At 69.4% G+C, this 23,158-nt stretch carries 20 protein-coding genes; 8 read left to right on the top strand and 12 right to left on the bottom strand.

The genetic code is table 11. The features are described 5' to 3' along the window. Window positions 1-52: 52 nt before the first annotated feature. The 5 genes from AVMA1855_RS08490 to AVMA1855_RS08470 form a co-directional block, all read right to left on the bottom strand. Entirely contained in the window at window positions 53-1,063 is a 1,011-nt protein-coding gene (locus AVMA1855_RS08490) for a LacI family DNA-binding transcriptional regulator (RefSeq protein ID WP_284425368.1), read from the bottom strand. A 35-nt stretch (window positions 1,064-1,098) separates the two neighbouring features. Further along, window positions 1,099-2,103, bottom strand: coding sequence for an ABC transporter permease (locus tag AVMA1855_RS08485; RefSeq protein ID WP_272565210.1), 1,005 nt, complete (start codon window positions 2,101-2,103; stop codon window positions 1,099-1,101). Continuing rightward, window positions 2,100-3,701, bottom strand: a complete 1,602-nt coding sequence (locus AVMA1855_RS08480; protein WP_284425430.1) for a sugar ABC transporter ATP-binding protein — start codon at window positions 3,699-3,701, stop codon at window positions 2,100-2,102. Before AVMA1855_RS08480 ends, AVMA1855_RS08485 begins: the two co-directional genes overlap by 4 nt. Window positions 3,702-3,812: 111 nt before the next feature. Continuing rightward, on the bottom strand, window positions 3,813-4,766 hold the full coding sequence (locus tag AVMA1855_RS08475; RefSeq protein WP_272565209.1) for a sugar ABC transporter substrate-binding protein: 954 nt from the start codon (window positions 4,764-4,766) through the stop codon (window positions 3,813-3,815). Between the two features lie 420 nt (window positions 4,767-5,186). Further along, window positions 5,187-6,866, bottom strand: coding sequence for an AMP-binding protein (locus AVMA1855_RS08470; RefSeq protein WP_284425367.1), 1,680 nt, complete (start codon window positions 6,864-6,866; stop codon window positions 5,187-5,189). Between the two features lie 135 nt (window positions 6,867-7,001). Between AVMA1855_RS08470 and AVMA1855_RS08465 the strand changes: the two genes are divergently transcribed. Continuing rightward, window positions 7,002-7,925: an esterase/lipase family protein gene (locus tag AVMA1855_RS08465; protein WP_284425366.1), complete on the top strand. Its 924-nt coding sequence runs from the start codon at window positions 7,002-7,004 to the stop codon at window positions 7,923-7,925. A 24-nt stretch (window positions 7,926-7,949) separates the two neighbouring features. Here AVMA1855_RS08465 and AVMA1855_RS08460 read toward each other — a convergent pair whose 3' ends face one another. The 6 genes from AVMA1855_RS08460 to AVMA1855_RS08435 form a co-directional block, all read right to left on the bottom strand. Continuing rightward, the gene (locus AVMA1855_RS08460) at window positions 7,950-9,497 is read right to left on the bottom strand and encodes a hypothetical protein (RefSeq protein ID WP_284425365.1); all 1,548 of its coding nucleotides are present in this window, start codon (window positions 9,495-9,497) and stop codon (window positions 7,950-7,952) included. Window positions 9,498-9,666: 169 nt separating this feature from the next. Further along, window positions 9,667-10,506, bottom strand: coding sequence for a phenylalanine 4-monooxygenase (phhA, locus tag AVMA1855_RS08455; protein ID WP_284425364.1), 840 nt, complete (start codon window positions 10,504-10,506; stop codon window positions 9,667-9,669). 62 nt (window positions 10,507-10,568) lie between these two features. Then, window positions 10,569-11,498, bottom strand: a complete 930-nt coding sequence (locus AVMA1855_RS08450; protein ID WP_284405193.1) for a Bug family tripartite tricarboxylate transporter substrate binding protein — start codon at window positions 11,496-11,498, stop codon at window positions 10,569-10,571. A gap of 127 nt (window positions 11,499-11,625) precedes the next feature. Beyond that, window positions 11,626-12,762, bottom strand: coding sequence for a 4-hydroxyphenylpyruvate dioxygenase (gene hppD / locus AVMA1855_RS08445; RefSeq protein WP_284425363.1), 1,137 nt, complete (start codon window positions 12,760-12,762; stop codon window positions 11,626-11,628). 146 nt (window positions 12,763-12,908) lie between these two features. Continuing rightward, window positions 12,909-13,886, bottom strand: coding sequence for a lipase secretion chaperone (locus tag AVMA1855_RS08440; protein WP_284425362.1), 978 nt, complete (start codon window positions 13,884-13,886; stop codon window positions 12,909-12,911). A gap of 11 nt (window positions 13,887-13,897) precedes the next feature. Continuing rightward, window positions 13,898-14,839 carry a lipase family alpha/beta hydrolase gene (locus AVMA1855_RS08435; protein ID WP_284425361.1) on the bottom strand — a complete coding sequence of 314 codons (942 nt, stop codon included), beginning with the start codon at window positions 14,837-14,839 and terminating at the stop codon, window positions 13,898-13,900. Window positions 14,840-15,008: 169 nt separating this feature from the next. Here AVMA1855_RS08435 and AVMA1855_RS08430 point away from each other — a divergent pair, with 169 nt between their 5' ends. The 4 genes from AVMA1855_RS08430 to lnt all read left to right on the top strand — a co-directional run bounded on the left by AVMA1855_RS08430 (window position 15,009) and on the right by lnt (window position 18,951). Then, window positions 15,009-15,491, top strand: coding sequence for an Lrp/AsnC family transcriptional regulator (locus AVMA1855_RS08430; protein ID WP_092745358.1), 483 nt, complete (start codon window positions 15,009-15,011; stop codon window positions 15,489-15,491). 146 nt (window positions 15,492-15,637) lie between these two features. Further along, entirely contained in the window at window positions 15,638-16,363 is a 726-nt protein-coding gene (locus AVMA1855_RS08425) for a GNAT family N-acetyltransferase (RefSeq protein WP_284413882.1), read from the top strand. Window positions 16,364-16,453: 90 nt separating this feature from the next. Beyond that, the gene (locus AVMA1855_RS08420; protein WP_284425360.1) at window positions 16,454-17,335 is read left to right on the top strand and encodes a CorC family transporter; all 882 of its coding nucleotides are present in this window, start codon (window positions 16,454-16,456) and stop codon (window positions 17,333-17,335) included. After that, a complete protein-coding gene (gene lnt, locus AVMA1855_RS08415) occupies window positions 17,335-18,951 on the top strand; it encodes an apolipoprotein N-acyltransferase (RefSeq protein ID WP_284425359.1) in 1,617 nt (538 codons plus the stop codon). Before AVMA1855_RS08420 ends, lnt begins: the two co-directional genes overlap by 1 nt. 36 nt (window positions 18,952-18,987) lie before the next feature. On the opposite strand, the gene AVMA1855_RS08410 is transcribed toward lnt, so the two are convergent. After that, complete coding sequence (locus tag AVMA1855_RS08410; protein WP_284398041.1) at window positions 18,988-19,914, bottom strand: LysR family transcriptional regulator; 927 nt, start codon at window positions 19,912-19,914, stop codon at window positions 18,988-18,990. A gap of 144 nt (window positions 19,915-20,058) precedes the next feature. Here AVMA1855_RS08410 and AVMA1855_RS08405 point away from each other — a divergent pair, with 144 nt between their 5' ends. From AVMA1855_RS08405 to fabB, 3 genes are all read left to right on the top strand, one after another. Continuing rightward, window positions 20,059-21,132: an asparaginase gene (locus AVMA1855_RS08405; protein WP_272565197.1), complete on the top strand. Its 1,074-nt coding sequence runs from the start codon at window positions 20,059-20,061 to the stop codon at window positions 21,130-21,132. A 214-nt stretch (window positions 21,133-21,346) separates the two neighbouring features. Then, a complete protein-coding gene (fabA, locus tag AVMA1855_RS08400) occupies window positions 21,347-21,886 on the top strand; it encodes a 3-hydroxyacyl-[acyl-carrier-protein] dehydratase FabA (protein WP_272565196.1) in 540 nt (179 codons plus the stop codon). Beyond that, entirely contained in the window at window positions 21,883-23,109 is a 1,227-nt protein-coding gene (fabB, locus tag AVMA1855_RS08395; protein ID WP_284425358.1) for a beta-ketoacyl-ACP synthase I, read from the top strand. The genes fabA and fabB overlap by 4 nt, the downstream gene beginning before the upstream one ends. The last annotated feature ends 49 nt before the right edge of the window (window positions 23,110-23,158 follow it).

The following is a 23,158-nucleotide window of genomic DNA, read 5'->3' as shown; positions in this document are numbered from 1 at the left end:
GAAGAGAAGCAGAAAGAAGGGGCGGACGGAAGGGAAAGAAGCCGGGCTGGGGTCAGGAAAAAAGATACCGGGCCGTGGAGGCCCGCACGCGCAGTTCGGGTTGCAGCAGCATCTGGCGCGGCTCCTGCCGCTTGCCATCGATGCGTTCGAGCAGCATGTCCACCGCCAGCGTGCCGATGCGCAGCTTGGGCTGGGCGACGGTGGTGAGCGGCGGGCTGGTGAAGGCGGCCAGTTCGATGTCGTCGAAGCCGACGACCGACAGGGCATCGGGAATGCGCAGCTGCCGCTCGTTCGCGGCGCACAGCGCGCCCATGGCCATGAGGTCGTTGCACACGAAGACGGCGCTCGGTGCGGAAGGAGCACGGAACAGCGCCTGCATGGCCTCGTAGCCGCTCTGGCTGGTGAAGTTGCCGTGCGACAGCATGCCCTCGGAGGAAGCACCGGCCTCGGCCAGCGCCTCGCGCCAGCCCGCGATGCGCTGCTCGCTGGGCGCCAGTCCCTGCGGCCCGCCGATGCAGGCGATGCGGCGGTGTCCCAGGTCCAGCAGGTGGCGGGTGGCCAGCCGCCCGCCCTGGGCATGCGCGGTTTCAACCAGGTCGCAGGGCGGTTGGGGCACCTCGATCTCGCGATCCACGAGCACGGTGGGGATCGAAAGGTTTTCCAGCTGCCGCGCCAGCGTGGCGTCGTGCCCGGTCGAGACCACGATCAGCCCGTCGATGCGCCGCTCGGCCAGCACCTGCAGGTAGGAGGCCTGGCGCTGCGCCTCGTCGTTGGTGTTGCACAGGATGAGGTTGTAGCCCGCGCCGAAGCAGCGGTCCTCCACGCTGTGCACCACCTCGGCGAAGTACGGGTTGGAGCTGTTGGGGATCAGCATGCCCAGGGTGCGCGTGTGGTTGCGCTTGAGGCTGCGCGCGATGGCGCTGGGCACGTAGCCCAGCTCGCGGATCGCGGCCTCCACGCGCGCGCGGCCCTCGGCGCTCACGTGGCGCGTGCCGTTGACCACGTGCGACACGGTGGTCACCGACACTTCGGCACGGCGGGCGACGTCCTTGATGGTGGCCATGGGATCAGGGGTGCAGGTGCGGGGCGGCCAGGGGATTAAACGGCTGCCCGGCGCTGGCGCACGGTATCGACGATCACGGCGGCCACGATCACGCAGCCGGTGATGATGCGTTTGCTCGGCTCGCTCGCGCCGATCTGCGCCAGGCCTGCCTCCAGCACCGCGATGATGAGCACGCCGAACGCGGTGGTGATGACCGAGCCGCGCCCGCCCATCAGGCTGGTGCCGCCGATCACCACGGCGGCGATCACCTGCAACTCCATGCCTGTGCCGGCATTGGGGTCGGCCGCTTCCAGGCGTGCGGACTGCATCAGCCCCGCCAGCCCGGCCAGCAGGCCGGTGAGCGCGAACACCGCGATGCGGATGGGGCGCGGGTCCACGCCCGCCAGGCGCATGGCCTCTTCGTTGGTGCCGATGCCCACCAGGCACCGGCCGAACACCGTGCGCGACAGCACCAGCTGCGCCACCACCACCAGCACGAGGGCCAGCACGAACGCCACCGAGACACCGCCCGCCACGGGTGCCGACAGCCAGGAGATGGCATCGCCCACGTATTGCGTGCGCGAATCGGTCACCACGTAGGCGCCGCCGCGCACCGCCTCCAGCATGCCCAGCGAGACGATGAACGAGGGCAGGCGCCAGGCCACCGACACCGCACCGGTCACCGTGCCGCAGATCAGGCCGGTGGCCAGAGCCAGCGCGGCCGCGGCCGGCACGCTCCATTTCCACTGCAGGATGGCGGCGGCCGACGTGGCCGCCGACAGCGCCATCACCGAGCCCACCGACAGGTCGATGCCCGCGATGATGAGCACGAACGTCATGCCGACGGCCATCACGGCCAGCGCCGGGATCTCGTTGGCGATGGTGACGAAGGTCTCGCGGCTCCAGAAGTACTCGGACATCCACGAAAACAGCACGACCATGCCGACCAGCACGGCCGCCAGCCCCAGGAAGGTGCCCAGTTGCGTGCGCCAGACGGAGGCGGATGTGGCGGCGGAAGAAGAAGGGGCGGCGGCCTGGGGCGCCGGTGCGGGGGTGTTCATGCGGAAAGGGGTTTGGGGGCGGCCGTGCGGCCACCGGGTTCGGAAAAAGCGGCCGCGAGCAGGGACTGTTCGGTCCACTGACCGCGTTCGAACACGGCCACCAGGCGCCCGGAGCTCATCACGCCGATGCGGTCGGCCATGGCCATCAGTTCGCGCAGGTCGGAAGACACCATGCACAGCGCACGCCCGGCGTCCGCCATGCGGTCGAGTTCGGCATACAGGTCGGCGCGCGCGCCCACGTCCACGCCGCGCGTGGGTTCGTCCAGCAGCAGCACGCGGCCGTCGCGGTGCAGCCAGCGGGCGAACACCACTTTCTGCTGGTTGCCTCCCGACAGCTGGCCCACGGGCTGCTCGGGCCCGCGGCAGCGCACGCCCAGCGTGCGGATGAAGCCCTGCACCACGCTGCTTTCGTGCGCCCGGCGCAGCCAGCCCAGGCGCGAGACGGCCGACAGGTCGGACAGCGTGGCGTTCACGCGGATCGGCTGCGTGAGCAGCAGGCCCTGCGACTTGCGGTCCTCCGCCACCAGCCCGATGCCCGCCGCGATGGCCTGCATCGGCGAGGCGAAGCCGCGCGGAATGCGGCGTTCGCGCGGCTCGTGTAAATCATTCGCTATTGAATTTGTAGCATCATGCCCTAGTACCGATTGTGCTGGAGGCCGATTTGGATCATGTCCTTCGGACAGCACCACCGTGCCCCGGTCCGCCCGGTCGGCGCCGAACAGCAGGCGCAGCAGCTCGGTGCGGCCCGAGCCCACCAGGCCGGCGATGCCGAAGACCTCGCCCGCGCGCAGCTCCAGGTTCACGTCCTGCACCGCCGTGCCCCGGCCCAGGCCCTCGGTGCGCAGCACCACCGGGCCGGCCTGGCGGCGTGGGCGGTGTTCCAGGTCGCTCACCGCGCGGCCCACCATGCGCTGCACCAGATCGGCCTCGCTCAGTCCGGCCATGGGGCGGGCATCCACCAGCGCGCCGTCGCGCAGCACGGCCACGCGGTCGGCGATACGGCGCAGCTCCTCCAGCCGGTGCGACACGTAGACGATCGCCACCCCGCGCGCCGTGAGCCGCGCGATCTGCTCGAACAAATAGTTGGTCTCCCGCGGCGTGAGCATGGCAGTGGGCTCGTCCAGCACCAGCACGCGTGTGTCGTCGTGCAGGTTGCGGGCGATCTCCACCATCTGCTGCTGCCCCAGCCCCAGGCGTGCGACCGGCGTGGCCGGGTCGATGTCGGTCAGGCCGATCTTGGCCAATTGCGTGCGGGCGGCTGCATGTAGCGCGCCGCGGCGCAGCCAGCCCGCGCGGTGCGGCAGGCGGCCCATCAGCAGGTTCTCGGCCACGGTGAGCGTGGGAATCAGGCCCAGCTCCTGCATGACCATGCGCACGCCCTGGCCCTCGGCGTCGCGGCGCGAGGCGGGCGCATAGGGGTGGCCCGCGAGCCGCATGCTGCCGCGCGAGGCTGGCTCCAGCCCGCACAGGATCTTGGACAGCGTGCTCTTGCCCGCGCCGTTTTCCCCGGTGAGGGCCAGCACCTCGCCCGCATGCAGCGACAGCGTCACCGTGTGGAGCACCGTGGTGGCGTGGTAGTCCTTGCCCACGCCGATCATCTCCAGCAGGGGGGCGGACGCGGGCGCGGCGGCGGGCGGCAAAGGGGGCACGGGGTCGGTCCTCAGGTCAAAGGCGGCAGGCGAGGAGGTCGGCAGGCGCTGCGGGCGCGGTTACTTGCTGTCCTTGGTGACCAGCACCACCTCGGTCTTGACCTCGGCCGGCAGCTGGGCCTGCGGCGTCTTGGCGGCCAGGGCCTTCTGCACCAGCTCGATGCCGAACACGGCCTGCTTGGCGGCGTACTGGTCGGCCGTGGCGAGCACGCGGCCATCGGCCAGCATGGGCTTGATCGCGTTGATGTTGTCGTAGCCCACCACCTGCACCTTGCCGACTTTGCCGGCGGCCTTCACCGCGGCCACCGCGCCCAGCGCCATGCTGTCGTTGCCGGCCAGCAGCGCCACCAGGTCGGGGTGCTCGCGCAGCATGCCGGCGGCGACCGTGTTGCCCTTCTCGATCTCCCACTGGCCGGACTGCACGCCCACCACCTTGATGTTGGCGGCCTTCATCGCGTCCTGGAAGCCCAGCGTGCGCTGCTGCGCGTTGAACGTGGTCGACACGCCTTCGATGATGCCGACCTTGTCGCCCGCCTTGATCGATTTGGCCAGGTAGTCGCCCACCAGCTTGGCGCCTGCGCGGTTGTCGGGGCCGACGAAGGGCACGGTCAGGTTCTTTTCCTTGAGCGCGTCGGTGTCCAGGCGGTTGTCGATGTTCACTACCAGGATGCCCTTGTCCACCGCCGCCTTGACGGCCGGCACCAGCGCCTTGGAATCGGCCGGTGCCAGCACGATGGCGTTGACCTTCTGCGCCACGGCCTGCTCGATCATCTTGATCTGCGCGGCGGTGTCCGTCTCGTTCTTGATGCCGTTGGCCACCAGCGTGTATTCGCTGGCATGCGCCTTCTGGTGCGCCTTGGCGCCGTCTTCCATGGTGCGGAAGAACTCGTTGGCCAGCGATTTCATCACCAGCGCGATCTTGGGCTTGTCCTGCGCGAACGCGGGCGAGGCCAGCAGGCCCCCCAGCACGGCGAGGGCGGCGGCGGTTTGAACGGAGCGGCGGGTGAAGGGCATGGTGTCTCCTGGAAAAGGCGTTGTCGGGATACGGAATGCGCCGGTTGCGGACCCGATGGGGCTGTCGAAAGAGCCCCGATCGCCATCCGGAAAAACCGCCGCGGACCGCCATGGTAGCGAAAGCAAACGTTTGCGCAAACGTTTGCGCGTGGGGATTATCCCTGAGCCCAGGGGCGGTGGTGCTTGGAAAGGGAGTCTGGCGGGCGGCTGCGGCCGGAAAAGAAACGGGGTGCGCGCACAGGGGCGCGGGCCGGCTGACGGAGGGCGAACGGGTGTTTGCCTGCCTGGGAGAGACCGGTAGCAGGACCCGGGCGGGCTGAAATCAGCGGATGCAGCTGTTACTTCTGCGTGCCACCCCGGCCGGGCGGCACGTCATCCGCCGCGGGCTGCCACGGCCCGGCGTGCGCCGGCCGGACTCAGTCAGCTGCGCAGTTCCCGGCGCAAGATCTTGCCCACGTTCGTCTTGGGCAGCGCATCGCGGAACTCGATGTGCCGGGGCCGCTTGTAGCCGGTGAGGTGCTCATGGCAGTAGCGCTCCACGTCTTCCTCCGACAGCGCCGGGTCGCTTTTCACCACGAACACCTTGATGGCTTCGCCCTGTTTTTCGTCCGGCACGCCGATGGCCGCGCATTCCAGCACGCCGGGGCACATCGAGATCACCTGCTCCAGCTCGTTGGGGAACACATTGAAGCCGCTCACCAGGATCATGTCCTTCTTGCGGTCGATGATGCGGGTGTAGCCGGCCTCGTCCATGATGCCGACGTCGCCCGTGCGCATGAAGCCGTCCGCCGTGAAGGCCTTGGCGTTCTCCTCGGGCTGCTGGTAGTAGCCGGTCATCACGTTGGGGCCGCGGATGCAGATCTCGCCGGACTGGCCGATGGGCAGGCTCTCGCCGGCATCGTCCTTGATGGCGATGTCGATGCCCGGCAGGGGCAGGCCGATGGTGCCGGTGAACTGCGTGTTGTTCACCGGGTTGTTGGTGCCGATGGCGCAGGTCTCGCTCATGCCCCAGCCCTCGATCATGGTGCTGCCCGTCACCTTCTGCCACTGGCGCGCCGTGCCCTCCGACGCGGCCATGCCGCCGGCCTGCGACACGCACAGGTGCGAAAAATCGAGCGCAGCGAACTGCGGGTTGTGCAGCAGCGCGTTGAACAGCGTGTTGACCGCCGGCAGCATGTGGAAGGGCCGCTTCTTCAACACCGCGACGAATTTCGGAATGTCGCGCGGGTTGGGGATCAGCGTGAGGTGCGAGCCCTGGCGGATCGCCAGCAGGCACAGCGTGAGCGCGAAGATGTGGTACAGCGGCAGCGCCGCGATGCTGTTGGCATGGCGCACGTCTCCCACCTTGGACAGCGCGGGCGTGAACCACGCCTCGGCCTGCAGCGTGGCGGCCACGATGTTGCGGTGCGTGAGCACCGCCCCCTTCGACAGCCCCGTGGTGCCCCCGGTGTACTGCAGGAAGGCGGTCGAATCCAGCGTGGCGTGGCTGGGCGCCAGCGTGCGCCGCTCGCCCAGGGCCAGCGCCTTGTTGAACGGCACCACCTGGCGGCCGTTGGTGAGCGGAATCTCGTAGGCCGGCACCATCTTGGCCAGGTGGCGCACGGCGAACGTGATCCAGCGCCCGAAGGCCGCGCCCAGCAGGTCGCCCATGCTGGCAACGCACACGTGCCGCACGGCGGTGCGGTCGATCACCTCGGCCAGGGTGTGGGCGAAGTTCTCCAGGATCACGATGGCGGTGGCGCCGGAATCCTTGAGCTGGTGCTCCAGCTCCCGCGCGGTGTACAGCGGGTTCACGTTCACGCAGGTGTAGCCGGCGCGCAGCACGCCCGCCATGGTCACGCCGAACTGCGGCACGTTGGGCAGCATGATGGCCACGCGCGCCCCGGGCTCCAGTCCCTGGCCCTGCAGCCAGGCGCCGAGCTGGGCCGACAGGCGGTCGAGTTCGCCGTAGGTCATCCACCGGTCCATGCAGACCGAGAAGGGGCGGTCGGCATGCTTGCGGAACGACTCCTCGAACAGGTGCGGCAGCGAGCGGTACTGCTCGGGCTCCACGCTGTGCGGCACCCCCGGAGGGTAGTTTTTCAGCCAGATCCGTTCCATGCGGTCGTCCCTTTCGTGCGCGGGTGGAGGTGGGCACGATTGTGGAAGCGGCTCGCGCCCTGTCCAGGGGGCTTGTCCTAGGCCCGTCCCGCAAGTGACATGATGCGGACTCGTTTTTTTTCAGGAGCGCCGGTCTTGACCAATGCACGATGGCAACGCGGAATGGTGGTGTGCAACCTGCTGCTGGCCGCCGGCTGGCTGGTGTGGCAATGGCCCGCCTCGCCCCTGCGGGCGGTGGCGGGCCTGGCCGCGGTGATGCTGCTGCTGCGGCTGTTCATGGGGCTGCAGTTCGTGTGCATGGCCCGCGTGAACCGGCGGGCCAGCCGGGCCGACGGGGTGCCGGTGCCGTCGCTGGCGCAGATGGCGCGCGCCTGGTCGGCCGAGGCGCGCTGGGCCAGCGTGGTGTTCGGATGGTGGCAGCCGTTTCGCTCCACCGCCGTGCCCGACTGGCTGCCGCCCCCCGTTGCCGGCGGCCCGCCGCCCGCGCGCGGCGTGGTGTTGGTGCACGGCTTCATCTGCAACCGCGGGTTCTGGACGCCCTGGATGAAGGTGCTGCGCAGCCGCGGCCACCCGTTCGTGGCGGTGACGATGGAGCCCGCGTTCGGCGCCATCGATGACTATGTGGACACGCTGGACGAGGCGGTGCGCCGGGTCACCGCCGCCACGGGCCGCCCGCCGGTCGTGGTGGGCCACAGCATGGGCGGTCTGGCCGTGCGGGCGTGGCTGCGGGCGCGGCAGGCCGATGCGCGCGTGCACCGCGTGATCACGCTGGGCTCGCCCCACCAGGGCGCCTGGGCGGCGCGGTTCAGCCGGTCCGCCAACGGCCGGCAGATGGTGCCCGGGGGCGAATGGCTGCGGCAGCTGGCGCAGGACGAGCCGCCCGGGCGCGCGGCGCTGTTCACCTGCTTTTATTCCAACTGCGACAACGCGGTGTACCCGGCCGCCACGGCCACCCTGGACGGCGCGGACAACCGCCTTCGCGAGGGCCTGGCACACGTGCAGATGGCGTTCCATCCGCCGGTGGTGCGGGAGTGCCTGGACCTCATCGCGGCGCCGTAGGCCGCAGGGCATTGCCGCCTGCTTCTACGCCGCGGCCGCCGCGGAGCGCCGCGCGTTGAAGTCGTCCGATCCCACGCCCATGTCCTTGCCGTACTGCGGCGACACATAGGCCACGTTGACCCCGGCCAGCAGCCGCTTGAGCTGCTTCACGGCGGCCACGTTGCCGCTGCTGAAATCGTCGGGCAGCGTGAGCCGGTCCTGGTAGGCCAGCTGGAAGGCCCGCTTGTCGTCCGTCGAGCCGTTTTGCGCGGCCTTGAATGCCAGGGCGATTTCCCGCAGGCCCGCATCGGCGGATTCGGGCGTGCCGAAGCCCGCGCGCAGCGCCGCCCGGCCTTCTTCGGTGGAGATGGCCATCACATGGACCGGCACCGGTTTGGCCGCTGGCGCCGGCGCGGCGGGGACCGGGTGCAGCGCCGGTTTCGCGGCTGGGTGCTTTTGCGGGCGGGGCTTGAGGTGCGCCTTGGGCGGCGGAGCGGCGGCGGCCTCGGCTTCGGCCTTGGCAGTGGTTTCGGCCACGGCGGCCGTCTCGGCGGCGGCGGCCGCGTCCGCCGGGGTTTCGGCCGGCGGCTCTGCGGGCGGCATGGTTTGCGGGGCGAACCGTCCCAGGGTGTGGTTCAGGAACTTCTGCAGCGACTGACCGGTGGTCAGCAGCGACTGGCCGATGTCGGCCAGTTCTTCGCGGATCTCCTGTGACAGCCGCGTCTTGTTCTCCACCATGTGCTGGAGCGCGCCGGACAGCGCATGCAAGGCCGGTGCGGCCTGGGTGGCCAGGCGCTGCACCCGGGCCAGCACCTGCTGGGCCTGCGCGGCGGTGCTGATCTGCACGGTGTTGGCGCTCTCCAGGCCGATGGCCACGGCGGCGTGGGCCACGGACTGGAAGGCCGCCGAGGCCGCCTGCAGCTTGGCCGGCAGCACCGAATACCGCGTTTCCATGGGCGCCTGGGCGGAGGCCGAGCCGCTGGCGGCGCTGCTGCCACTACCGCTGCTCTGGAAGGACGGTCTTTGGGGCAGCACCGAAGGGCGGGGCCCCTGCGGGCGCGGGCTGGCGCCCTGCAGGATGGAGGGGCGCACCTGCGGCAGCACCGACACCCGCGGGGGCCGCTGTGCGGCGGCCTCCGGCCGGGCGGGGTCCTGCGGCGCTGGGGCCGGGGGAAGCACCGAGCTGCCGAACGCCCCTTGCGGCGCGGGCGCATAGGGCGACTGGAACGTGTTCATCGCCGAATGTGACTGGTACGCCTGGGGCGGCAGAAAGCTCTGGCGCAGCGGCGACTGGTATTGGGGCGGCAGCTTCGAATGGCGCTGGTAGGTCTCGGGCGGCTCGGTGCCGGGCCGCTGGGGCGACTGGAACTGCGGCGGCAGCAGCGAATGCCGCACCACGTGCAGGGGCGCACGCGGCGGCATCGACGGGGCGGACGACAGGCGCCTGGCCAGTTCGGGCAGCGTTGGTTCGGCGGAGGGCGGTTGGCGCCTGCGCCGGACGGGCGCGATGGGCGTCATCAGCCCCGGCGAGGGATCGACGACGATGCCCGGTGCGGGACGCAGCGGTGACGAAATGCCAGAAATGCGCGACATGGATGGATTCCTCGGGGAATCCGCCGCCAATGTGCCTCGCGCTGGGCGCCAGTTGGACCTTGCGGCGGATGACAGAGTCGATCATCCGCAGCCGCACGGGGTCGCCCCGCCCCGGCGCGAAGCCATGCCGCCGCGTGCGAAGAAGCGGCGGCCGGCCGGGTGCGCGCCGTCAGGCCGGCACGGCCTCGCGCTCGTCGGCCGCGAACTCGGGCTGGCCTTTGAGGCGCTCGTAGATCGGGGCGAAGTCGGCCGCGGTCATGTCGAACAGCTGCTGGAAGCTGTCGATGATGAAGTAGGTCTGCTGGTAGGTGTCGATCTTGTAGCGCGTGCGCATGGTGCGCTCCAGCTGCAGGGGAATGCGCTGCGGCTCGGGGCTGCGCACCGAATGGGCCAGTTCGCCGGAAGAGCTCAGGATGCCGGCGCCATAGGCCCGCAGGCCGTCGTCCTGGCGGATCAGGCCGAACTCGATCGTGTACCAGTACAGGCGCGACAGCAGCTCGCAGGCGCCCAGGCCGTGGGCCTTGAGGCCGCCCTGGCCGTAGCGCTGCACGTAGTCGGCGAAGACCGGGTTGAACAGCAGCGGCACATGGCCGAACAGGTCATGGAAGATGTCGGGCTCGACGATGTAGTCGAACTCCTGCGGCGTGCGGATCCAGTCGGTCACCGGGAACTTGCGGTTGGCCAGCAGCGTGAAGAACGGCACCTCGGGGATCAGCCCCGGCACGCCCACCAGTTCCCAGCGCGTGGCCTTGTACAGGCGCTCGTTCACTTCCTCGAAGCGCGGAATGCGGTCGCGTGCGCCGAGCGAGGGCAGGGCCTCGATGAACGCATCGCTCGCCAGGCCCGGAAGCAGGGCCGACTGGCGCTCGTACAGGCGCCGGTAGGTGTCGTGGTCGGCCGCGGTGTAGGCCTCGTAGTCCTGCGCGCAGGTGTAGTCGGCGTTGGCGCGGGCGTAGTCGCCGCGGGGTGGGCGATCGGATTGTCCGTAGACGACGGGGGGCTGTCCCATGCTTGGCTCCTTGGGTTTTGGTATCCATGCCGCAGCCCTGGGCGTCCTGCCCCCGGCCGCGGCTAATCCATCTTGATCTTTGCGGCCTTGATCAGAAAACCGTACTTGCTGTGCTCCGAGCGCACGAACTGGCCGAAGCTCTCCAGCGTCAGGTCCTCGGGGTCGAGGCCCATCTTCTTGAAGCGCTCCGTACTGGCCGGCGACTTCATGCCCGCGCTGAAGGCCATGGCGTAGCGGCGGGCGTCGGCATCGGGCAGCGCGATCGGGGCGAACAGCCCGAACCACGTCACCACGTTGAAGCCCTGCACCTCGTCGTTGATGCTGCGCACGTCGGGCAGGTCGTCGTCCCGGCCCAGCGAGGTCACGCCCAGCGCCTTCAGCTTGCCCGCCTTGATGAGCGGTAGCGACGAAGCCAGGTTGTCGAACACCAGGCTCACTTCCTGGGCCTGCAGTGCCTTGAGCGCCGGGGACGAACCCTGGAACGGCACGTGCGCCATGCGTGTGTTGGTCAGCGACTTGAACATCTCGGCCGCGATGTGGCCGATGCTGCCGTTGCCGCCCGAGCCGTACTTGAGCTGGTCCGGGTGCTTCTTGAGGTACTGCACCAGTTCGGTCGTGCTGCCGATGTTCAGGCTCTTGGCCTGCTCGGCGCTCATCACCAGCACGTTGGGCGTGCGCGCGACGAGGGCGATCGGCTTGAAGTCCTTGATCGGGTCGTACGGAAAGTTCTTGTACAGCCAGGGGTTCACCGCATGCGTGGCCACCGCGCCCATCACCAGCAGGTTGCCGCCGGCCGGGGCTTTCGCCACCAGATCGGCGCCGACGTTGCCGCCCGCGCCGGGCTTGTTCTCCACCGCCACGTTGCCCAGCGCCGCCTTGGCGCCTTCGGCAACGATGTGGGCCGAGGCATCGACCGGCCCGCCTGCAGGGTAGGGCACGATGATCTTCAGCGGCGCGGAAGGGGTCTGCGCGTGCGCGGCAAGTCCTGCCATGCACAGCAATGCACCCCCCAGATAGGCACTGGCGTTCCATAACTTCACGGTATCTCCTCCGGGTCTAAGACGTGCCGCAGTATAGAGATGCGTTACCGTGAAGCTGCATTCGGTTACAGGCGTTGTCTCAGTCGGACTTCAGCACGCCCCGGCGCATCTGGTCGAGCTCGATGCTCTCGAACAGCGCCTTGAAATTGCCGTTGCCGAAGCCGTCGTCGCCCTTGCGCTGGATGAACTCGAAGAAGATGGGGCCGAGCTGGTTCTCGCTGAAGATCTGCAGCAGCAGCGCGTCCTTCTTGCCGTCCACGAGGATCTTGCGTCGGTGCAGTTCGGCCAGCGGCTCGCCGTGGCCGGGAATGCGCTTGTCCACCAGTTCGTAGTAGGTGTCGATGGTGTCCAGCAGGCGCACCCCGGCGCCGCGCAGCGCGTCCACCGTGGTGTACAGGTCGTCCGAGCCCATGGCGATGTGCTGGATGCCCTCGCCGTTGTACATGTCCAGGTATTCCTGGATCTGGCCGGCCTTTTCCTTGCCCTCTTCGTTGATCGGGATGCGGATCTTGCCGCAGGGGCTGGTCATGGCCTTGCTCTTGACGCCGGTGACCTGGCCTTCGATGTCGAAGTACTTGATCTCGCGGAAGCCGAACAGGCGCTCGTAGAACTCGGCCCATTCGTTCATGCGGCCCCGGTGCACGTTGTGCGTCAGGTGGTCGATGTAGGTCAGGCCATGGCCGTGGGGGTTGAGCGCTTCTTCGGCCGACACGCCGGGCAGCGGCTCGAAGTCCACGTCGAAGAAGCCGATGTTGCCGATGTCGCCGGGCTGCGCGCCGCCCTTGCCGCGCCAGCGGTCCACCAGATAGATCAGGCTGTCGCCGATGCCCTTGATGGCGGGAATGTTCAGCTCGCCCGGGCCGGCGGTGCCGGCATAGCCCCAGGCGCCCAGCCCCAGGGCGCGCTCGTAGGCGGCCTTGGCATCGTGCACGCGGAAGGCGATGGCGCAGACGCTGGGGCCGTGCATGCGCGCAAAGCGCTGCGCGAAGCTGTCGGGCTCGGCATTGATGATGAAGTTGATCTCGCCCTGGCGGTACAGGGTGACGTTCTTGTGGCGGTGCCGCGCCACGGGCTTGAAGCCCATGCCTTCGAACACCTTGCCCATGGCCTGCGGATCGGGTGCGGCGTATTCGATGAATTCGAAACCGTCGGTGCCCATGGGGTTCTCCCAGGCGGCGGTCTGTTGCGTGGCTTGCTCGGGCAAGGCTGCGTTCATTGGCGTCTCCGTTCGTGGATGGATGTCTGCCATCCACTTTAGGCCGTAGAGACTCAGCATTCGGGCGAAATCGTGCCCTCGGCGAGCCCGTTTTGCAGGAAACCTGCATGAATGGCGGCAATGCCGCAGCCGAAGGTTGCCCGCGGTCAGCGGGCCTGCGTGGGAAGCGCCCGCAGCGCCATGGCGCCCTCCAGGCGGAGTTGCTCCTGCGGGGTGAACAGCTCCGACCGCAGTTGCGCCAGCCGTGCCGAAGAAGACCCCGAGCCCATCGCTGCCTGGTACTGGTCGAGCCGGCCCTGCCATTGCCGGTCCTGCGTGTCCATCTGGGCCAGCCGCTGCGCGGCTTCGGCGCCGTATTGCGCGCTGCGCGCGCTGAAGCGGGCCGTGGCGTCCATGCCCTGGGCGTCGAAGTCCGCGGTCTGCCGGGCCAGGCCCACGTGCGCCACCGCTTCGCTGCGTTGCGCCTGCAACGCGGGGCCGAGGGCGCTTTCGGCCTGCTGCAGGGCCGCGCTTTTCTGGTCGGCCGTGAGCGACGGGTCGCGCTCGATCTCCAGCCGGGACAGCAAATACTCGTCCATCTGCGCATCCGCGGCGAACAGGGCCTGGTACTCGTCCGGCTCGAAGGCGGCCATGCGCACCTTCTGGCGCGCGGCCAGGGCCTGGCGCAGGGCCTGGGGATCGCGCAGATCGGCGGGCGCCTGCAGTCGCCCCAGCGCCACGCGGTAGTCCACGTAGCGGTGGGCCAGCGCCAGGGCCCGGGTGGCGACCTGCGGCGGGAAGAACTGGCCGATCAGGCCCTCCAGCCGTGCCTTGAGAAGGCCGGGCTCCGGCGCTTCGCCCGCCGCGTGCAGCAGGGCTTCCAGCGTGTCGCGCAGGCCGGGGCCCAGCAGCGGGTCGTCGCTGGCGGCGGCCACGGGCGGTGCGGGCGCGTCCCACACCGCCGGCGTGGCCGGACTGCGAGCGCGGGTGCCCGCAGCCATGGGCGAGGCGGTCTCGGCGCCCGGTGTGCGGGGCGCCTGCTGCGCCGGGCCGCCCGCGGTCCACCAGAGCAGGGCGGCGGCCGCAGCGATGCCGCACGCCGCCAGTGCCGCACCGGGGATGCGCGTCACCGGCCGGTGCATCATGGTTCGGCTTGTCACAGGCCCGCTTTCTTGAGGCGGTTGGCCTGGTCCAGGTACAGCGTGACCGGGTCCACCGACAGCCAGCCCCGCAGGCCGAGCAGTTGGTTGATCTCGTCCAGATGGTTCTGGCGGTAGTCGCCCAGGTGTTTGCCCAGGCGCGCCGAGCAGGCCGACACCAGGCCGTCGTTGGCCTCGTTGAACACCAGCCCGGTCGTGGCGAGCAGGGCGTCGCTGGCATCGAGCACGTTGGTGACCGTGCGCACGCCGGTCCACGAGTAGTAGCGCACGCCGTTGACCAGATCGGCCCCGTCGCCGCAGCCGCTGGTGGGCACGCCCGCGCCGAAGCGCTGGTTGAAGCGCGCCGAACCCTCGGTGGTGAGCGAATCCAGCGCCGCGGTCGGCATCTGCGGCAGGCCGCTGCCGCCCGAGGAAAGGTTGATGAGCGCCACCAGCGCCGAGGCCGCCTGGCTGGCCACTGCCTCGCTCACGCTGCCCTTGGGCGCGACCCCGCGCACCACGTCCGCCACGCGCGAACCGCGGTTGACGCCGCCCACGGAGGTGACCGACGCCACCCACTGCGGCGCCACCCCGGCGACGTACCGCGCCGTCGGGCCGCCATGCGAATGGCCGATCAGGTGGACCTTCTCGGCGCCCGTGAGCGCCCGGATGTTCTTCACCTGGGCCAGCAACTGCTCGCCCCGCACCTCGGTGCTGTTGGCCGCCGATACCTGCGCCACGAACACGCGGGCGCCATCGCGCTGCAGCGCCTGCGGAATGCGGTAGAAGTAATCCACGCCCAGCGCGGAATCGAATCCGAACAGGCCGTGCACCAAAACGATGGGGTAGCGGGTCTGCGCGTAGCCGGACTGGGCGCTGGCGCCCTGCAAGCCCTGCAATGCGAACGCGGCCAGGACGAAAGCGAAACCGCGCAGCAGGCGGCTGAATGCAACGAACATGGTTTGTCTCCGGTGGTGGTGTGAAAACACTCTCTTATAAAAAAGAACGACCGTTCTTTTTTGGAGATTTTGCGACGATGCGCGGCCTTCCACATCGGGACATACGTGCATTCGGCGGCGATGGAATCCACCTTCGCAGCCGTGCCCGAGATCCGTAGAATCCTGCGCCATGACCGCTGACCACGCACTCGACAAGCTCGACCGCGCCATCTTGCGCTGTTTACAGGTGAACGGACGCGAGACCTACGACGAAATCGGAGAGCGGGTGGGGCTGTCGCCCAGCGCCGTGCTGCGCCGCGCCAAGCGCCTGGAGGACAGTGGTGTGATCGACCGCTACGTGGCACTGGTCCGGCCCGAGTCGGTGGGCCTGGGCCTCACGGCCTACCTGAACGTGCGCCTCGAAAAGCACACCGAGAGCCACAAGCGCAACCCCATGGACCTGTTTCGCGCCAGCGTGCAGACCTGGCCCGAGGTGGTGGAGTGCGCCGCGCTCACGGGCGAGATGGACTACCTGCTGCGCGTCGTGGTGGCCGACATGGCGCACTACAGCCGCTTCATCATGGACACGCTGCTCAAGCACCCCAGCGTGCAGGATTGCAAGACGAGCTTCGTGCTGGACCGCGTGAAGGCCACCACCGCCGTGCCGGTGTAGCGCGCAGGCGCTCTTGAATCCATAGCTGCCCGCGCCCTCGGGCCCGTCGGTGGCGCCGTCCGGGGGCGGAGAGGCTTCGCCTGCTGCGCCGCAGTGCAACAAAAAGTTTGGCCAGGAATAAGGGAAAACCCTAAAATCGCGCCATCATGATCCCCACCCAAGACTGGCTTCGCGCGTCCCCCGATGCAGGCGGCACTGTGCTGCGCAGCGAAGCGCCCCGCCCGCCGCACCGGCGGGGCAGCTCGCCGGTCATGGTGCCGATCCGCTCGCTCGGCCCCGGGCACCGCGAGCGCATCGCCGCCCACCTGCTGCGGCTGGAGCCTGCGGACCGCTACCTGCGCTTCGGCTACGCTGCCAGCGACGAACAGGTGCAGCGCTATGTGGACCAGCTGGATTTCGTGCGCGACGAGATCTTCGGCATCTACAACCGGCGGCTCGAACTCATCGCCGTCGCCCACCTCGCCTACGCCGATTCGCCGGAGCACCAAAGCTGCGCCGAGTTCGGCGTGTCCGTGCTGGGCCAGGCGCGGGGGCGCGGCTTCGGCGCGCGGCTGTTCGATCGCGCCGTGATGCATGCGCGCAACCAGGGCGTGAGCATGGTGTTCATCCATGCCCTGAGCGAGAACACCGCCATGCTGAAAATCGCGCGCAATGCCGGCGCCACCGTGCGCCGCGACGGCTCGGAGTCCGAGGCCTACCTGCAGTTGCCGCGCGCCGGCCTGGACACGCGCATGGCGCAGATGGTGGTGCACCAGTTCGCCGAGATGGACTACCGCTTCAAGAAGCAGGCCCGCCAGTTCTGGCGGCTCCTGGCCGGGCTGCAGGAAGTGCGGCGCGGCGTTCGCGACGGGCGCCACCAGTCGGCCGAATGACGGCCCCGGGCGCCCGGCAGGGCCGCCAGCGCGGCGCTTCCGCTATCCTTGGGGCCTGATCAACCACCGCACGTCCTGCATTCCAAGACCGTGTCCGACCCCCATTCCGCGCGCCCGTCCGAACGAGAGGACAAGCGCACGTTCCTGCAGCGGCTCGTCGAGTTCATCCACCCCGGCCCGGATTCGACCGACGAGCTGATCGCCACCCTGGCGGAAGCCGAAGACAACCAGATCATCAACGCCGATGCCCGCGTGATGCTCGAGCGCGTGCTGCGCATGGCCGAGATGCGGGCCAGCGACGTGATGGTGGCCGCCCCGCGCATGGACCTGATCGACATCGAGGCGCCGTTCGATGCCCTGCTGCACCAGGTGATCGACACCGCGCACTCGCGGTTTCCCGTCTATCAGGGCGAGCGCGAGAACATCATCGGCATCCTGATGGCCAAGGACCTGCTCAAGCTGCAGCGCGCGCCGGAGCTGAACATCCGCGCGCTGTTGCGCCCCGCCGCCTTCGTGCCGGAGAGCAAGGGTCTGAACGACCTGCTGCGCGAGTTCCGCGTGAACCGCATCCACATGGCGGTGGTGATCGACGAGTTCGGCCGCGTGGCCGGATTGGTCACCATCGAGGACGTGCTGGAGCAGATCGTGGGCGAGATCGAGGACGAGTTCGACATCCCCGAGGACGAGGGCGACATCTTCGGCCTGGCCGACCGCACCTACCGCGTGAGCGGCGACACCCCGGTCGAGCGGGTGGCCGAGGCGTTCGGCGCGGTGCTCGCGGGCTCCGACCGGACCGAGCCCTTCGACACCATCGGCGGCCTGATCGCGCACGAGATGGGCCGTGCGCCCAAGCGCGGCGAGACGATCGACCTGGGCGGCCTGCGGTTCGTCGTGCTGCACACCAAGGGCGGCGCGGTGCGCTGGTTCAAGGTGTCGCCGGTTCCCGCCGAAGACGACCGGGCTGCGCACTGATGGGCGCCGCTGGCGCGCGCCGCGGCCCGCTCGGGCCGGTGGCGCTGGCAGGGGGGCTCGCGCTGCTGGCGGGCCTGGCGCAGGCCGCCTCGATCGCCTGGCCCTTCGGCGGCGAGCCGGTGTGGTGGCTGCAACTCCTGTCCCTGGGCGGTTTCGCGCGGCTGCTGCTGGCCAGCCGCAGCGCGCGGCAGGCCGCGGTGCTGGGGTGGCTCTTTGCCACTGCCTGGCTGACGGGCACCTTCTGGTGGCTCTTCATTTCCATGCACACCTACGGCGGGCTGGCCGCGCCGCTGGCCGCGCTCGCGGTGGTGGGGCTGGCGGCGTTTCTGGGCAGCTACTACGCGGTGGCTGCAGGGTGTTTCAAGGCCCTGGGGCAATCAAATCGCCGGCATGCTGCTATCGTTTTCGGAGCGTTCTGGCTGCTGGCCGAGTTGGCGCGCGGCCAGTGGTGGACGGGCTTTCCATGGGGCGCCGGCGGCTACGCACACATCGAAGGCCCGCTGGCCGTGCTGGCGCGGTCGGTCGGGGTGTACGGCATCGGCTGCGTCGCGGCCGTGCTGGTCATGCTCGTGGCCCAGGGGCGGCGCAGCGACCTGCGCAGCCTGAAGGCATGGGCCCTGGTAGGGCTGGCCGTGCTGGCCTGGGCCGGGCTGGCGGTGCAGCGCCACTGCGCTGTCGAGCTGTGCCACACGCCGATGCAGCGCCCCGCGCCGCTGTCGCTGGCGCTGCTGCAGGGCAACATTCCTCAGGACGAGAAATTCCAGGCCGGCAGCGGCGTGCCGACCGCCCTGCGCTGGTATGCCGAGCAGCTGCGCAGCGCCCAGGCCGCGCTGGTGGTGGCGCCCGAGACCGCCATCCCGCTGCTGCCGCAGCAACTGGTGCCGGGCTACCTGGATTCGGTCACCGCGCGCTACACCCAGGCCCCCGTGGCGGGGCAGGGCGCCGGCCGGCAGGCGGCGCTGCTGGGCATTCCGCTGGGCGACATGGCGCTGGGCTACACCAATTCGGTGATGGGCTTCGCGCCCGGCCAGGCCGCGCCGTACCAGTACGACAAGCACCACCTCGTGCCCTTCGGCGAGTTCATCCCGCCGTTCTTCCGGTGGTTCACCGAGATGATGAACATCCCGCTGGGCGACTTCAACCGGGGCGCCGTGGGGCAGGCGCCGTTCCTCTGGGCGGGCGAGCGCATCGCGCCCAACATCTGCTATGAGGATCTGTTCGGCGAAGAACTGGGCGCGCGCTTCACCGACCCCGCCCAGGCGCCGACGATCTTCGTGAACCTGAGCAACATCGGCTGGTTCGGCGATTCGGTGGCCATCGACCAGCATCTGGCCATCAGCCGCATGCGCGCGCTGGAGTTCGAGCGCCCGATGGTGCGGGCCACCAACACGGGGGCCACCGCCATCATCGACCACCGGGGCGTGGTCACGCAGCGCCTGCCGTCGCACGTGCGCGGCGTGCTGACCGGCGAGGTGCTGGGGCGCAGCGGGGCGGTCACGCCCTATGCATCTTGGGTCTCGCGCTGGGGCCTGTGGCCGCTGTGGGCGCTGGGCGCGCTGGTGGCAGGCTGGGCCTGGGTGCGCCGGCGCCGCGCCCGCAGGGCCGCCACCGCCTGAAATCCCCGCGCGCCTGGCGCCGATCGAAGGGCCCGCTCAGAGCGCGGCCGCTTCGGAGGGCGCGCGCGCCATCGTTTGCATGAGCACGTCCGACAGCAGGGCCAGCATGCGGGCGGCATGGCGGTCCGGCGGGCGGTTGGCGGCGTGGTAGGCATGCAGCGCCATGGGGGGCAGGTCGCGCAGCGGCACCGCGGTGATGGCGGCCGGGTCGAGGTTGCGCGCGGTCAGGAAATCGACCACCGTCCACCCCATGCCGCGCTTGACCAGCGCCAGGGCCAGCTGCGAGGTCTGCATCTGGATGCCCAGCTCGGTGTGCACGCCCAGGCTCTGTGCCAGTTCGGCCATGGGTTGGCGCATGGGCTCGTCGCCCAGCAACTGGATCATGGGCGTGTTGGCCAGGAACGTGATCGGGTCGGACCGGTTCAGCCGCACCGCGCGCAGCCAGATGTCTCGCGCCACGGCGATGAACAGCGGCCCGCTCACCAGGATGCTGCTCTCCAGCTGCGGATGCGGGTGGTCGTAGAAGCCCAGCGCGAAATCCACCGAGCGGGTGAGCAGTGCCTGCGCCATCTGGTCCTGGTGCAGGGTGCGCACTTCCACGCGCACCCGGGGCGATTGCTGGGCGTGGCGCTCCAGCACCGCGGGCAGGAATTCGTGCGTGACGGACGGAATCGCCGCCAGCCGCACCAGGCCGCCCTCGGGCTGGCGCAGGTTGTGCGCGGTGCGGCGCAGTGCGTCGAGCTGGCTGTGGATCTGGCTGGAGGCGGTGAACAGCGCTTGCGCCTCCGGCGTGGGCAGCAGGGCCCCGCGGGCCCGGCTGAACAGCGCGTAGCCCAGTTGCAGTTCCGCGTGCGCGATGGTCTTGCTCACCGCCGACGGCGTGATGTTGATCAGCCGGGCAGCCGCGCTCATGTTGCCGGTCTGCATGACGGCCTGGAAGACTTCGAGTTGGCGGAGATTCATCGCAGGGGAGGGAAAACGAGAATATGACCGGAAGTCACACCCGGCCGGCGATTATTCCCCACAGCCCGCCATGCGGCTTCCTACCATACGGCACCCGCGGAAATGCCGCGGGCACAAAAAGTGTCATTCATTACGGAGACTCACATGCTTTCCCCTCTGAAACTGAAGCGCCTGCTGGCCGGCGCCGCCTTCGCAGCCTGGGCCGTCGTGGCCGCGGCGCAGCCCGCCGCCAAGCCCAACGTCGTGGTCCTGGCCACGGGCGGCACCATTGCCGGCGCAGGCGCCTCGGCGACCAACAGCGCGTCCTACGCCGCGGCCAAGGTGCCGGTGGACAAGCTCATCGCGGGCCTGCCCGAGCTGGCGAACGTGGCCAACGTCAAGGGCGAGCAGGTCTTCCAGATCGCTTCGGAGAGCTTCACCAACGAGCAGCTGCTCAAGCTGGGCAAGCGCGTGTCGGCCCTGGCCAAGCAGGCCGACGTGGATGGCATCGTCATCACCCACGGCACCGACACGCTGGAGGAAACGGCGTACTTCCTGAACTTGGTGGTGCGAACCGACAAGCCCATAGTGGTCGTGGGCTCCATGCGCCCCGGCACCTCGCTGTCGGCCGACGGCGCGCTGAACCTGCTGAGCGCCGTCTCGGTGGCGGCCAGCAAGGATTCCTCGGGCAAGGGCGTCCTCGTGACCATGAGCGACGAGATCCAGAGCGGCCGCGACGTGGTCAAGGGCGTCAACATCAAGACGCAGGCGTTCCGCAGCCAGTGGGGCCCGCTGGGCATGGTGGTGGAAGGCAACAACTACTGGTTCCGCGCGCCGGTCAAGCGCCACACCGCGCAATCGGAGTTCAACATCGACGAGATCGAGACGCTCGCCCCCGTGGAGATCGTCTACGGCTACGGCAACGTGCCGCGCTCCACGGTGGACGCCGTGGGCCGCTCGGGCGTCAAGGCGCTGATCCATGCCGGCACCGGCAACGGCTCGGTGGCCGACCGGGTGGTGCCTGCACTGCAGGAACTGCGTGGCCAGGGCGTGCAGATCATCCGTTCCTCGCGCATCGCCGACGGCTTCGTGCTGCGCAACGCCGAGCAGCCCGACGACAAGTACGACTGGGTGGTCGCCCACGACCTGAACCCCCAGAAGGCCCGCATCCTGGCCGCCGTGGCGCTGACCAAGCCCCAGACCAGCAAGGACCTGCAGCGCATCTTCTGGCAGTACTGATCGGGGCCCGATCCGCGCGGCCGCATGCCCGTGCGGCCTGCGCTGACGCGGTCCGGCGCGGCCCGCTTTCATGAAATTAGGGAATCACCCTTGGCCCTGTGTCACAGTCGGCCCTCCGTGTGCCTTGATAATGGATGCCCCGCCACCGAAAAGACCTCGGTGGCGCGCAATCAAAATCCGGCGGGCACACCGCCGATCTGGAGCACGACTGACAATGGCTGATTCCTTTTCCTATGAACAACTGATCGCCTCCGGCGAGGGCAAGCTGTTCACCCCTGACAGCGGACGACTGCCGCTGCCGCCCATGCTGATGTTTGACCGCATCACGCACATCGACAGCGATGGTGGGGCGCATGGGCTGGGGAAAATCCGGGCCGAACTCGATGTGCGCCCCGACCTCTGGTTTTTCGACTGCCACTTCCAGGGCGATCCGGTCATGCCGGGCTGCCTGGGTCTGGATGCCATGTGGCAGCTCATCGGTTTCTACCTCACCTGGCTGCAGCTGCCGGGCCGGGGCCGCGCCCTGGGCGCGGGCGAAGTCAAGTTCACCGGCGAAGTCGGCCCGAATGTGAAGCTCGTCACCTACGAAATCGACATCAAGCGCGTGATCAAGCGCAAGCTGGTCATGGCCATCGGCGATGCCCGCCTGCTGGCCGACGGCCAGGAGATCTACGTGGCCAACGACCTGCGCGTGGGCCTTTTCAAGCGTGAAGACGGGAAGGACGGAGCACCCGCAGCGGGAGCCACGGCATGACCATGAAGAAGCGCGTCGTCATCACGGGTGCGGGCATCGTCTCGTGCATCGGCAACGACCAGCAGGCAGTGACCACGTCGCTGCGCGAAGGCAAGTCCGGCATCCGCGCCATGCCCGAGTTCGCCGAACTCGGCCTGCGCAGCCAGGTGGCGGGCGCGCCGCAGATCGATCTGGACGCGCTCATCGACCGCAAGCAGCGCCGCTTCATGGGCGATGCCGCGGCGTACGCCTACCTGTCGCTGAAGGACGCCATCGCCCAGTCCGGCCTGTCGCCCGCCCAGGTGTCCCACCCCCGCACCGGCCTCATCATGGGATCGGGCGGCGGCTCGCCGGCCAACCAGATCGAGGCGGCGGACACGCTGCGCTCCAAGGGCATCCGCCGCGTTGGGCCCTACCAGGTCACGCGCTGCATGGGCTCCACCGTGTCGGCCAACCTGTCCACGGCGTTCGCCATCAAGGGCATCAATTTCTCGATCACCTCGGCTTGCAGCACCTCCGCGCACTGCGTGGGCATGGCGGCGCAGCAGATCGCCTTCGGCCTGCAGGACGTGATGTTCGCCGGCGGCGGCGAAGAACTCTCCTGGGGCCTGGCCACGCTGTTCGACGGCATGGGCGCCATGTCGGCCAAATTCAACGCCACGCCCGAGACGGCCTCGCGCCCCTACGACGTGGACCGCGACGGCTTCGTGATCGCCGGCGGCGGCGGCGCGCTGGTGCTGGAGAGCCTGGAGCACGCCCAGGCCCGCGGCGCCACCATCCTGGCCGAGATCGTCGGCTTCGGCCTGTCGTCGGACGGCGAAGACATGGTCGCGCCCTCGGGCGACGGCGCCATCGCCTGCATGCGCCAGGCCATCGCCGAAGCGGGCGGCGGCACGATCGACTACGTGAACACGCACGGCACGTCCACCCCCGTGGGCGACCTGCCCGAGCTGCGCGCGCTGCGCGAGGTGTTCGGCGACGCGGTGCCCCCGTTCTCCTCCACCAAGTCGCTCACCGGCCACTCGCAGGGCGCGACGGGCGTGCAGGAGGCGATCTACTGCCTGTACATGCTGCAAGGCGGCTTCATCGCCGGCTCGGCCCACATCGAAAACCTGGACCCGGCCGCCGAGGGCATGCCCATCGTGCGCACCTCGCGCGATGCGGCGCTGACCACCGTGCTGTCCAACAGCTTCGGCTTCGGCGGCACCAACGCCAGCCTGGTGCTGCGCCGCTGGGAAGGTTGAGGGCTCTCCAAGGTGCCCGGGGGTGCAGCAGAGTGTGCTGCGCCGGAAC

The organism is Acidovorax sp. SUPP1855 (assembly GCF_030158955.1).
Taxonomy (GTDB): domain Bacteria; phylum Pseudomonadota; class Gammaproteobacteria; order Burkholderiales; family Burkholderiaceae_C; genus Paracidovorax.
This window is presented reverse-complemented; position numbering and strand designations above follow the sequence as displayed.